The organism is Shimia sp. CNT1-13L.2, from assembly GCF_024331145.1.
In the GTDB taxonomy this organism is placed as follows: Bacteria; Pseudomonadota; Alphaproteobacteria; order Rhodobacterales; family Rhodobacteraceae; genus Shimia.
On record NZ_JANDJO010000009.1, the window covers coordinates 102870 to 116293 of the forward strand.

Genomic DNA, 13424 nt, shown 5'->3' on the forward strand with positions numbered 1-13424 from the left:
TAATCCCTCAGTATTCTCCTGCGAGCGTTGTGCCACATATCTTTCTAAATGGAACCCCCCGTCCCCTCGCGGTTTGACACATGCAGGGATTTGTGACCCTTAGAACGCAAAGGTCTTTTGGAGATAGCGGGTGAGCGAGGAATTGGATCAGACACAGGGAAACCTCGTTGCAGTCGTGGTGACGTACAACCGCCTGTCCCAGCTTCAGATCACGGTTGACCATCTCCTCAACAGCGCCCCGGAACACCTTCACACCGTGGTCATCGTCGACAACGCAAGCACCGATGACACAGCCACTTGGCTGGCAGCACAAGACGATCCACGCCTGCGTATCCATCGTAGCGAAATAAACGCCGGCGGCGCCGGCGGTTTCGAGACCGGAATGCGCATTGCCATGGACGAGTTCGATCCGGATTGGCTTGTCCTGATGGACGACGATGGACGCCCGCAAGCCGACGCGTTGAAGACATTCCATCACCTCGACCTGGGAAAATGGGACGCCATCGCCGCAGCCGTCTACGACGACAAGGGCGAAATCTGTGACATGAACTGCCCGTCCCGCAACCCGTTCTGGAACCTGAGAGTGTTCCTGCGCACCAGCCTGCGTCTTGGCGGCCGCAGCGGGTTTCACCTGAAACCCTCAGACTATGCGGGAACCCAACCCGTCGACATCGACATCACGTCTTTCGTGGGCTTTTTCATTCGCGGCGCAGCCGTAAAGCGAAACGGTTATCCCGACCCCTCGCTGTTCGTTTACGGAGATGACGCGCTTTATTCGCTGTCGCTTCGCAAGGCGGGGAGCGCAATCGCCTTTCATCCGCAGATCAAATTCGAACACGCGTTCCAGACCTTCCAGAACGAGGATCGCCGCTTTCGCCCGTTGTGGAAACTCTACTACTACCACCGCAACCTGCTGCTTCTCTATCGCGCCGCATCCGGCCCTCTTTTCGGGCTTGTCCTGCTCATGTTTCTTCCCAAGTGGGCGCTGAAAGTCCGCCACCATTCTGGCGAGACGCGCGCATTCACGCGCTACATGTGGCGGGCGATTTCGCATGGGCTACGCCGCCACACGAACGTTGCTCATGATGACGTTGTCGAATGGTCAAAATCGCCCTAGCGGTTCAGCAGCTCTTTGTTGTAGCGCCGGATCAGCAGCAAGCCCAAGGCTGTCGTCACAAGTGCAAATCCAAAGACATAGGCCTCGCTGATGTACTGGGGCCTGTAGTTGCTATAAAGCCCGTCACGCATAAGCCCGGTGATATGGATGAGAGGATTGAACCAAATGATATCCTGCGCCAGTTGCGGTAGATCCTCGTAGATGTAGAAAATACCTGACAAGAGGAAAACAGGACGCGTCAGCACGGCCCAGAAATTGGCCCAAATCGGGAAGAACCCGGTGGCCACACAGTTCAGTGTTCCCACACCAAAGGCCAGAAACAAGGCGTGAGCACCGCTCCGTATCATCGTCGGAATATCCATAATGGTGCGGGATCCGACATACTCCAGAATGCCATACAACAAGATGATGGCGATAAGCGAAGTGGTCAGGGCATTCAGCAGGAAACGCGCCATCACGGCATCGATCCATGACACCACCGGGTATTTCAAAAGCGGGCGCGAAAAGATGATCGAACGCTGTACCATGTTGGAAGTCGCCAGATACATCGTCAGAGGCAAATAGGCGGTCGCGAAAAACAAAAGGAAACTGTGCCCAAGCGAGGGGTTCCGCACGAGCAGCTCGAAAGCTACACTTAGGATGATGATCCCGCCCAACGGCTCCAGCAGCGCCCATGCGTACCCGCCAGGTGACCGTCCGTACCGGGTTGCCATTTCGCGTAGGATCAAGGCAAAGGTGATACGCGCTGACACAAACTGCTGAAGGCGGTTGCGGCGCGGCTTGCTTGCCGGGAACGTCATCGGGCAAAAATTTCCCATGCTATTGTTTCAGTTGCAGAGTATGTAGAAAGAAACTGCCCGAGGCAAATCAGATTATTAAGAGACTTTCCCTTGACCGACTCAAAGCAAAACCAAGCGTCCCTAGAGAATAGTACGACCTCATCAGACGACCTCACCAATCAGGGAAGCGGAGAAGCTGTGCGCGGTCCGGGCGCCGGCAAAGGTGGCCGTAAGAACTCAGGGGGGGCTCAAGGTAAGAACCAATCCCCGGCTCAAGGTGGCAAGGGAGGTGCTGGCAAAAAGCAGGGACCCCGCGTTGTCGTAAGGCCCTTGGCAGAGCCAGTCACCGCTCAACGTCGGCACTGGGGCATTCTCTTGAGTGGCCTGCTGATGGTGGTTCTCCCTATCGCTGTCATCGTATTCTACCTTTGGACGATTGCCGTTGATCAATACAGCTCTCAATCCGGCTTTACAGTTCGTTCCGAGGAAAGCGGCAGCGCCACTGACTTGCTGGGAGGCATCGCAGCCTTCACCGGGGGCGGCACGCAAACAGATGCCGATATTCTTTATGAGTTCATCCAGAGCCAGGAGATCGTCGAACGTGTGAACGCCAAGATCGATCTCGTAGAACACTATTCCGCGAATTGGACCAACGACCCTGTCTTCTCGATTTGGCCGGACGCAAGCATTGAAGACCTGCATTGGTACTGGGAACGCTTCGTCCGAATTTCCTACGATCAGAAATCAGGCCTCATCGATCTCCAGGTGCTGGCATTCGACGCGGTAACGGCGCAGCGGATTGCACAGGAGATCGTCAACGAAAGCCAGGCCATGATCAACGCGCTGAACACCACCGCGCGCGAAGACGCCATGCGCTATGCCACCGAGGACCTTGAGCAATCCATTCAGCGCCTCAAGGACGCGCGTGAGGCTCTGACCCGATTTCGAACCCGCACCCAGATCGTCGATCCCCAGACAGACATCGAGGGGCGACTTGGGGTTTTGAACAACCTTCAGCAACAGCTGGCAGAGGCTTTGGTCGAGGCAGACATTCTCCTCGAAACCACCTCGGAATCCGATCCGCGCCTGATTCAGGCGAACCAGAAAATCAACGTCATCCGCGCACGCATTGCCCACGAACGCAAAACCTTTGCGACAGATAGTGACGAGATCGGTTCGGTCGGCGAGGACTACCCAACCCTGATCGCCGAGTTTGAGAGCCTGACCGTCGATTTGAACTTTGCCGAAGAGGCTTATCGCGCTGCCCTGACAGCTCTTGACGTGGCAAAGGCAAACGCGATCCGCCAAAGCCGGTATTTGGCGACGTTCATCCGCCCCACTTTTCCGGAAACCGCAGAGTATCCCCAACGCTTTGTCATAACCGCCTTGATGTCGCTGCTGATCTTCCTGGTCTGGGGTATCCTGATCCTCGTTTACTACAGTATCCGCGACCGGAAATAAGACCCGGAGTCCTTTGGATGATTCAGTTCAACAACCTGCAAAAGGGGTTCTGGGTAAACGGACACTACCATCCGGTGATCACGAACCTCACCGCCACGCTGCCCAGTGGAAAATCACTGGCCCTTCTCGGACGCAACGGTGCGGGTAAGTCCACCCTGCTTCAGATGATCGGCGGCACCCTGCGCCCGGATTCCGGCTCAATCGGCTCTGATGGCACGATTTCTTGGCCCGTAGGGTTCGGCGGCTCGTTTCACCGGGAACTGACAGGGGCTCAGAACATCCGCTTTATCGCACGGATCTATGGCGTCGATACCGACAGCCTCGTCGCCTTCGTCAAGGACTTCGCTGAGCTGGGTGACCACTTTTTCATGCCGGTCCGCACCTATTCCTCGGGCATGAGGTCGCGTCTGGCGTTCGGTGCCTCGATGGGTATCCATTTTGACACCTATCTGGTGGATGAAGTTACGGCGGTGGGCGATGCCCGCTTCAAACGCAAAAGTAGGGCCGTCTTCCGAGAGCGCATGAAGACCAGCAGCGCCATCCTTGTAAGCCACGATATGGCGCAGGTCCGCAGCTTCTGCGATGCAGGTGTGGTTCTCCATGATGGCGGGTTGAATTACTTCGAAGATCTCGAAGAAGCCATTCGCTTCCACGAAGAGCTTATGGAATAGGTGAAACTCTCTAAAATTCTCTGACAAGCCAAGGCGATCTCCCTGATTTGGCCATATTGGCGGCACTGCCATTTCAAGCCATCAGGCAACACTAGACCCCGGTGGAAATCGGGGTGATCTCAATGGCACGATTGCAGTTGGTAACAGGCGGCTCGAGGCCCGGCGGTGCGCTGGAAACCGATATCCGGGACATCCGCATCATCGAGACCGACGAGGGGGTGTTTGCCATCTCCCTCACAGGCATTCACGGTGGTCTGGCGAGCTATCAGCTCTCTGCCGGTCACGCGGCCGAGTCGGTTTCCACCACGCTCTTCCCCACGGCTCTCGACATCAACCTGACGGGCGACATCTCGATCGTGACGACTGGCAATCAGGATGTGCTTGTGATCGGGCAGTCCGGTCAGGGGGCCGTTGGCTATGTATTGAACACAGACGGCACCCTAGGAAACGCGGTCGAACTGGATGGCCTCGCCCCATCGTCGGGGCCGGTCTCGGCGCTGCACGATAGCCAAGAGGGTTTCGTTTTTCTTGCAGCCCAAGGCGCATCCAGCATTGGCAACTACACGTCGTCCGGCTCTGGGTTCAACCTGTCTGACACCATCACGGACACCGAAGAAACCCTCCTAACGGATGTTGTGTGCCTGGCCAGCCACGACACGTCTGCTGGGTGTATCGTTCTCGCGGCAAGCCAGGGGGAAACCGGCCTCACAAGTTACTGTCTCAACACTGATACCGGCAACATGAAGCCAGTTGATAGCCTTGGTATCCGGGATGGACTTGGCCTTTTGCCGAAACTGGTTGACCTGCAGACCTTCTCTGCCTTCGGAGAAGGCTATGCGCTGGTGGCCTCCTCCTCCAGCAACGGCACGGCCTCGGCCCTGAGCGTGATCCGCATCGGACCGGACGGTAAGTTGACCGCGACCGACCACCTGCTCGATACGATACAAACACGTTTTGGGGCGGTTCAGTCTCTTTCCGTCACCGAATCCGGCGATCAGGCCTTTGTCTTTGCCAGCGGCGGCGACGATGGCCTGAGCATGTTTCGCCTCTTGCCAAACGGCCGCCTTCTGTTGATCGACACGTTATCGCATGGCGAGGTCGCTCCACTCGAAAACGTCTCTGCACTTGGATCGGCCCGCCTTGGCAACGAACTCCAGGTGGTCGCCGCCTCCGAAACGTCGGGCATCTCGCAGTTTTCCTTTTCACTCGAGGATCAGGGCAACGTCCTACGGGCGCAGAAAGGCGGGCAAAGCCTCACCGGCTCGGGCAAAGGAGACATTCTTTTTGGCGGCAAGGGCAATGACTCACTGGCCGGCGCGTCGGGCGACGACACGATCCAGGACGGCCCCGGCACCGATACTATGACGGGTGGCGACGGGATCGATACCTTTGTCCTTGAAGAAGACGGCGCACGCGATGTCATCACCGATTTCCGGCCTGGCACCGACCGCCTCGATTTCTCGGCCTACGCTATGTTCTACGACGCGGCCCAGCTTACCGTGACCGTCCTTTCAAACGGCGCAATCGTAACCTGGCGCGACGAAGTCACCGAGATTTACAGATCAGGCAACAAGAGCCTGAAATGGAGCGACATCGCAAATGCATTGGTCACCGGACCAGACCGCCCGCCCCTCGTGGTGAACCAGGAGTGGACAGGCGGCGCAGGCGACGATGTTTTCCGCGGCAGCTGGGGCGCGGATTCCCTTTCGGGCGCGCACGGGGGCGACCACCTCTACGGCAACCTCGGCGCAGATCACCTGAGCGGAGACGAAGGCAGCGACACGCTTCTTGGTGGCGATGGCGATGATCGCCTCACAGGCGGCGTTGGAAGAGATCGCCTGTTGGGCGGACAGGGTGCCGACCATCTCGAGGGCAACCTCGGCTCTGATACGCTTCTTGGCGGCGACGGGAATGACAGGCTGTTTTCCCACACCGGCGCCGACCTTCTTCACGGAGAGCTGGGCAATGACACGCTCTTTGGCGGTGCCGGAAATGACCGCCTGTTCGGAGGTCTCGGCAATGACGTTCTCAATGGCAACATGCAGGCTGATCAGATCTGGGCGGGTGGCGGTCATGACACCGTCTCCGGAGGCAAAGGCCCCGACCACGCATGGCTGGGGAATGGCAACGACCGCTGGAAAGACGATCCGCAAGCAGACGCATTTGGCCGGGATACCGTGGTCGGCGGCAATGGTCGGGACACGCTTGAATCAAGAGGGGGCCATGATGTTCTAACAGGTGGCGCAGGTGCGGACAGTTTCGTTTTTCTGGGCCGCACCGGAGACCGGCGGATCACGGATTTCGCCCCTAACACTGACCAGTTGGCGCTTCAGATCGCGAACCTGACACAAGAGGATACACACCTGACCGACACCGGCACCGGCCTTCGCATCAGTTGGGATGGCGGCTCAGTTCTGCTCGAAGGGCTGGAGCCGGGCGACTTCACACGAGGCGACATCCTGTTCTGAAGCCCAAACAGGAACCGCCGCCGAAGAAGCTCCGGCGGCGGTCAAATGTACTGTGGCAAACGCCGATCAGATCAGGATGATATCCGAATCCAATCCGGTCACCGAGGTCACACCGTTCAGGGTGAACGAACCATTGGCACCAAAGTCGAAAATGACTGTGCCGGTGGAATCATCCGCGTGATCCGCTACCACCTGTGCCGCGGTCTTGCCGCCGCCCCAAAGGGCATCATCCAGACGCAGCTGATCAAGGCCGGTGGCAAAGTCCGTCACCGTATCGTCGCCAATAGACGATCCCTTGAACACAAACCGGTCAGCGCCAAGCCCCCCAGTCAGCCGGTCATCGCCAGCGCCACCATTCAGTGTATCGACTTGCGATCCGCCGATCAGAGTGTCGTTGCCTTGGCCACCTTCCAGAAGATCGTTGCCCTTGTCACCGCGCAGAACATCGCCCTGTGCACCGCCGTAAAGCTTGTCGGCAAAATCACCACCGGAAAGAGTGTCATTGCCATTGCCACCTTGCAGCGTGTCTTTACCACCGCCGCCAAGCAGGCTGTCCTTGCCGCCGCCACCATTCAGGCTGTCGTTGCCTTTCTCACCTTTCAAGGTGTCGTTGCCGTTGCTTCCAAGCAGCGTGTCGTTGTTAAGGCCACCACGAAGCGAGTCATTGCCTTCTTGGCCATTGAAACGGTCGTTACCGCCGCCGCCGTTGATGGTGTCATTGCCACCGCCGCCGTTGACAGTGTCCTGGCCACCCACGCCGGTCACCGCGGTATCCTGGAAGATGTCATTGCCCTTGCCAAGATTGACAAGGTCGGCACCGTCACCAGCGTTCACACTGTCAAAGCCGTCGCCAGCATTGATGGTATCTTTGCCCTTGCCGGATTCTATGGTGTCATTGCCGGCTCCACCGCTGATCGAGTCGGCGCCGGCATCGGTGATGAAGCGGTTTGCCACGCCATTCCCCGTCAGGAAGGTATCGAAGTTCCCAACCAGCGTATAGTTTTCGATCTGGCTCAGGACATCCCGGTTTGCGGCAATCCCGACGCCACCGGCATCACCGGTAATCAGGTTGGCTTCCACTTGGAACGACTGCGGCGTTGCGTTCGAGAGATCGACATAAACAGTGTCTGATCCACCGCCACCGACAAAGGTGTCTTCGCCGCTGCCCATGATGAACAGGTCATTGCCTGTACCACCGCGCGCGATGTCGTTGCCGTCACCGTCCTTGAAGGTATCGTCACCATCTCCGCCCAGCAGGCTGTCGTTACCCTCTTCGCCTTCTAGCGTATCGTTGCCACCCAGGCCGGAAAGCGTGTCATTGCCACCGCGACCTTCAAGGTTGTTGGCAACGCTGCTACCGATCAGAGTATCGTCGTCATTGCGCGACCCGCGCACGTTCTCGACGTTCGAGATCGTGTGGGTAAAGGCAACACCACGCCAGACACCGGTCGCCGTTCCGCTATCCAGATCGACGTTGACAGCCGTCACACCGTTCCGGTCATAGCGCAGCGTATCATTGCCCAGCGCACCATTCACCGTATCGTTGCCCGCCATCAGGATAATGCGATCATCACCCGAAGATCCGCGCACGCTGTCGTCCGACATGTTGGTGCGCACTTCCTGAACAGTCCCACTAAAGGTCTCGGCATTGCCATAGCCATCGTTGAAGATGTTGCCGTTGTTCAGGTTGATATGAACACCCTGCGTGGCCGAGTCATTGCGGAAATCAAGGCGCAAGGTGCTATCCGTCGAGGCACCGATGGTATAGCTGTCAACGCCGTCACCACCACGCACCGACATCCAGCCATTGTTGGCAACAGTCACGTTGAACGTATCGTTCGCGTCCGTGCCGTAAATACCCAGACCATCAAGTGCGAAGGCATTGGCCACGTCCACCAGCGTTGTAACAGTACCGCCGGTTTTGGAGATTGTGCCGGTATTGGCATTGCCGTCGATCGCCACATTGATCGAGTTCGCCAGATCCCAGAAAGCAACATCAAAGAAGCCGGAGGTGGCATTGCTGAAATCAACGGTATCGTTGCCCAAGCCAGTTTCAAGCGTATCGTAGTTCGTGTTTGAACCAGGATCGAGGTAGTCGGCACCGCCGCCGCCTACCAGCGTATCACTACCATCGCCACCCAGGAGGGTGTCATTGCCGGTATTCCCCATCAACTGGTCATCGCCTGCGCCGCCGATCAGCGAGTCATTCCCGCCAAGACCGTCAACCGTGTCATTGCCGTCAAGGGCATCAATGGTGTCATTGCTACCCGTCCCGACAAGGTTGTCGGCGCCATTGGTCGGCGTGGACGAGCCTACAAAGATATCGGTGTCCCAGAAATCCAGCCACTCGATGTCTGTCAGGATGTCCGTACCCTGTGCCGAGGTTACGGTGACCATGTTACCCGAGGTATTGACGGTAAAGTCACTGCTATTGCCATAATACCGCATGGTATCCGTACCGGCACCACCATTGGCGGTGTTGCTGCCCGAATTCGCATCGATGGTGTCGTTCCCGTCACCGCCGTTAAAGGTGTCATTCCCGGTGCCACCACGCAGATGGTTGTTGTTGCCATCGCCGGTCAGGCTGCTGCCGGTCGACCGCGCACCGCGTACTTCTTCGACGTTGGAAACAGTATCGGTGAATGCCTGTCCATTCCAGGTACCGGTGACGGTGTTGGTCGAAAGATCAACAACCAGGTTCTCAACACCCGAACGGTCATAGCGCAGGGTGTCCCAGCCACCTCCCGCATCCAGCGTGTCATTGCCACGCTCAAGAATAAACCGCTCGTTCGCATTTGACCCAAGGATGCTATCGGCAAAATACGAAGCGCGCAGTTCCGTGAAGCTTCCGGTGATCGTGTCTGTGCCACCAAGGCCGTCCTGGATCGTACCCGCGCCAAGATCGGCTACAATGCCCGTAGCCCCATTGCTGTCGTTGTAGGAAATCCGAAGGGTGCCCGCACCGGCATTAACATTGAAGATGTCGTTGCCCGCGCCACCAAACAATCCGTGCCAGCTCCACGTGCTGGTGTTCAATGCGATGTTGAACACATCGTTGAAGTCTGTACCGCCAATCTCGAAACCCCAGGCCTCAAGCGGTTTGGTGACGTTCAGAACGCTGGTGGTTCCATTTGCACCCTTGTTGATCGAAGCGGTGCCTGCATCGCCATTCACATTCGCCGTAATCGCGGCATTCAGGTCGTGGTGATAGATGCCACCGCCCGACTGGCTGTCGAAGCTGGCAAAGTCGACCGTGTCGTTGCCAGCTCCCGGCCGCAGGTGATCCCAATCTTCCGCGTTCGTACCCGGATCAAGGAAATCATTTCCGTCGCCGCCGATTAGCCGGTCATAACCTTCACCGCCACGCAGCGTATCGTTGCCCGCGCCACCATCAATCGTGTCATCGCCGGCAAGGCCGTTGATTGAATCGTCGCCCGAGGTGCCCGTCAGGCTATCGTCACCCGGAGTGCCCCCACCCGCAGGAACCGATGTGGTCATGGTTGCAGTGTCCAGAAGCAGATCGTTGAACAGCACTTTCTCGACATCGAAAAGCACATCGGTACCATCTGCCGAAGAGATCGTGATGTTGCCGCCACTTCCGGTGATCGTCGCATCGCCAAAGTCATCGTCGATACGGACCGTGTCGTTGCCGCTGTTGCCGATAAGCGTGTCATCACCACCACGACCGGTCAGGAAGTCATTGCCACCACGCCCGTCAAGCTGGTTGGCATTGCCGTCGCCCGCCAGAGCATCGTCATCATTGCGCGATCCGCGAACCGACTCGACATTGCTAATCTGGTGCGAGAATGCCTGACCGCCCCAATTACCGGTCGCGGTTCCGGCCTGAAGGTCCACGTTGACGGCAGTAACACCGCTCCTGTCATAGCGCACAAGGTCAAAGCCGCCGCCACCATCCAGGGTGTCCTGCCCCCGACGAAGGATGAAACGTTCGTTCGCCGAACTACCAAGAATGCTGTCATTGAAATCCGACGCCTGGAGTTCGACCCGGGCACCCGAGCCAGAGATGGTATCGGTACCTGCGGAACCGTTCACCTGGTGAGAAACCACACCAGTGTTGAGGTTGGCATTAACCGACCCCTGAGAGCCGCTGTAGCCGATCCTGAGAATACCGCCGGTTGTTGAGCCCACATTGATCGTGTTGTTGCCACCGCCAATGAAAATACCGCCCCAGCCGCCACTTAAAACGTCAATCGTGAAGGTGTCATTAAAGGCCGTACCGCCAATACCCAAACCCCAATAGCTCATGGGATTGTCAAGCTCGACAAGTGTCGTGACGCCATTGGCGCCCTTGTTGATCGTACCGGTATTCGTCGGGCCGTTGATCGTCGCAACAATGCCGGCATTCAGGTCAAAGTGCTGGATATCGACATAGCCCAGCGAGATATCGGACATGTCGACGGTATCGTTGCCGGTTCCCGGCCGGACCAGATCATAGCCTTCGATGTTTTCTCCAGGGTTCAGATAGTCATCCCCCGCACCACCGACCAGTTCGTCGTTGCCACCATCGCCATAAAGGGTGTCGTTGCCGTCCCCGCCCTCAACGGTATCGTCCCCTGCATCACCGGCAAGATCGTCATTTCCACCGTTACCGCGGATCAGGTCATTGCCATCGCCGCCGTCGATCACGTCATTTGCGCTGCCACCTTCAAGGCTGTCAGCAAACGGCGTGCCGGTCGCATCCAACGGCGTGGTTGCATTGTCGAGATTGAACTCGATCCCCTCGCTGGCGGTCGCGCCGCTGAAATTGACCGGCGCCTGATTGACCAGCGAAATCAGCAGCGAGTCATTGTCGTTCTCGAACAACTGATCAAGCGCGTTCACGAAGGTGATGAAACTCCAGGAAATGCCGGTCAGCGTCATCACCGTGCCGCCGTTGTCATCCTTGAAGGTAAGGCTGTTGATGGTTCCTGAAATCGGATCACCATTCCCGTTCAGGGCAAAGTTCGTGCCGTTGAACGTTGTCCGGTATCCGGTGTCATAGCTCTCTACTTCGATTAAGTTCGACGTGAAGGTGATAACATCCACATCAAAGGTACTGTCCGCCGACTTCAGAAAGGCATCGTCAATAAAATCCCCGTGCACATTCGAAGTCGGACCAAAAAAGTTGAACTGGACGGCCATCGCGCGCTCCTCCCTGAAACTCAATGCGTTCAATCTAGAACAAACTAGAGGTATTTCCTGATTTTTCTCAAGTAATAGTTTCCGGACAAATCGGCCGAGATCACGGAAAATTCATTGGGGAAGACAGACTCGAATTTCGCTCGGTCCACCTCATTGAGCCAACCGAATACGCCGGTACTTCCTCCACTGTCAGAAACGTTGCACAATACCAATCTAAACAATTCACTATGCCTATTCTCCACGGGTTGCCTTTTGTGCCCGGATCGAAATTATTGAATGATAAGAATTTACCGGGACACCCCAATGACTGAGCGCCAAACCACCAAGATTACCCCAGTTATCCTGTGCGGCGGCTCCGGCACCCGTCTTTGGCCTCTCTCCCGTAAAAGCTACCCCAAGCAATTTGTGCAACTGACGGGTGAACAAACCTTGTTCCAGTCCTGTGCCGCCCGCATGCAGGGTGATCTGTTCGACCGCCCCCTTGTCCTGACCAACGCCGACTTTCGCTTTGTGGTAAGCGAGCAATTGATCGAGATCGGCATCGACCCGGGGCCGGTTCTGATCGAACCCGAAGGGCGCAATACCGCCCCCGCCATCCTGGCGGCCGCCTTGCACCTGCAGGCCAGTGACCCCGATGCCATCCTGCTGGTCGCCCCGTCCGATCACGTCGTGCCCGATGTTGCCGGCTTTCACGATGCCGTCACCGAGGGCCTGCGCGCAGTCCGCGAAGAAGGGCGTCTCGTGACCTTTGGCATAACCCCCGATCGACCGGAAACCGGTTATGGCTATCTGGAACTCACCCAAACGCCCAACGGCTCGGGCACCGCGATCCCGCTTGCCTGCTTTGTCGAAAAACCAGACGTGGAAACCGCAAGCCAGATGCTCGAAAAGGGCAACTACCTCTGGAACGCGGGCATCTTCCTGTTTGCCGCAGCAGACATCATCGCGGCCTTCAAAAAGCACGCCCCGGCACTCCTCGATCCCGTCGCCCGCTCGATCGACCAGGCCGAGTGCGATCTGGGTTTCCTACGGCTTGATCCCGGTACTTGGGAAGACGTCAAAGACATCTCCATCGACTATGCCGTGATGGAGAAGGCAACCGACCTTTCGGTTGTCCCCTTCAGCGGCGGATGGTCCGACCTTGGCAGTTGGGAAGCGGTCATGCGGGAAGATACACCCGACGGAAATGGCTCGGTCACGTCTGGCCCTGTGACGTCGATCGACTGTTATGACTCCCTGCTGCGCTCCGAAGCCCAAGATCTCGAACTCGTCGGTATCGGCCTTGAAAACACCCTTGTCGTTGCCATGCCGGATGCCGTCCTTGTCGCGGATATGTCGCGCGCACAGGACGTCAAAAAGGCGGTCACGGCCCTCAAGGCCAAGGGCGCAAAACAGGCCGAAAGCTTTGCAATGGATCATCGCCCATGGGGCCACTTCGAAACCCTTGCGCTTTCGGACCGCTTTCAGGTCAAGCGGATCGTTGTCAAACCCGGGGCCGCCCTCTCCCTGCAGAGCCACATGCACCGCTCCGAACATTGGATCGTGGTCGAAGGCACCGCGCGCGTGACCTGTGACGATAAGGTCAGCCTCGTGAGCGAGAATGAATCCGTCTACATCCCACTCGGAGCCGTTCATCGCATGGAAAACCCCGGCAAGGTGCCGATGGTCCTGATCGAAGTGCAGACCGGCGCCTATCTCGGCGAAGACGACATCGTGCGCTACGAAGACCTTTACGAGCGCAAAAAGCACCGCGACGGTTAATCCACCGTTCGCTCCAGCGGCAATT

7 protein-coding genes are annotated in these 13424 nt (G+C 57.6%); 5 read left to right on the forward strand and 2 right to left on the reverse strand.

Annotation, left to right across the window (positions count from 1 at the left end):
- Window positions 1-130: 130 nt before the first annotated feature.
- Window positions 131-1117 carry a glycosyltransferase gene (locus NNA36_RS16600; protein ID WP_255109060.1) on the forward strand — a complete coding sequence of 329 codons (987 nt, stop codon included), beginning with the start codon at window positions 131-133 and terminating at the stop codon, window positions 1115-1117.
- Here the strand turns inward: NNA36_RS16600 and NNA36_RS16605 are convergent.
- Complete coding sequence (locus tag NNA36_RS16605) at window positions 1114-1917, reverse strand: ABC transporter permease (protein WP_255109062.1); 804 nt, start codon at window positions 1915-1917, stop codon at window positions 1114-1116. The two genes, NNA36_RS16600 and NNA36_RS16605, sit on opposite strands and share 4 nt — an antisense overlap.
- 354 nt (window positions 1918-2271) lie before the next feature.
- On the opposite strand from NNA36_RS16605, the gene NNA36_RS16610 reads away from it, so the two are divergent.
- The 3 genes from NNA36_RS16610 to NNA36_RS16620 all read left to right on the forward strand — a co-directional run bounded on the left by NNA36_RS16610 (window position 2272) and on the right by NNA36_RS16620 (window position 6496).
- On the forward strand, window positions 2272-3357 hold the full coding sequence (locus NNA36_RS16610; RefSeq protein WP_255109064.1) for a sugar transporter: 1086 nt from the start codon (window positions 2272-2274) through the stop codon (window positions 3355-3357).
- 17 nt (window positions 3358-3374) lie between these two features.
- Window positions 3375-4028 (forward strand): ABC transporter ATP-binding protein, encoded by a 654-nt coding sequence (locus NNA36_RS16615; protein ID WP_255109066.1) that lies wholly within the window; start codon window positions 3375-3377, stop codon window positions 4026-4028.
- A 122-nt stretch (window positions 4029-4150) separates the two neighbouring features.
- Entirely contained in the window at window positions 4151-6496 is a 2346-nt protein-coding gene (locus NNA36_RS16620; RefSeq protein ID WP_255109068.1) for a calcium-binding protein, read from the forward strand.
- A gap of 66 nt (window positions 6497-6562) precedes the next feature.
- Here the strand turns inward: NNA36_RS16620 and NNA36_RS16625 are convergent, their stop codons facing one another.
- Complete coding sequence (locus NNA36_RS16625; RefSeq protein ID WP_303623782.1) at window positions 6563-11638, reverse strand: calcium-binding protein; 5076 nt, start codon at window positions 11636-11638, stop codon at window positions 6563-6565.
- Between the two features lie 303 nt (window positions 11639-11941).
- On the opposite strand from NNA36_RS16625, the gene NNA36_RS16635 reads away from it, so the two are divergent.
- Complete coding sequence (locus NNA36_RS16635; RefSeq protein ID WP_255109070.1) at window positions 11942-13399, forward strand: mannose-1-phosphate guanylyltransferase/mannose-6-phosphate isomerase; 1458 nt, start codon at window positions 11942-11944, stop codon at window positions 13397-13399.
- The last annotated feature ends 25 nt before the right edge of the window (window positions 13400-13424 follow it).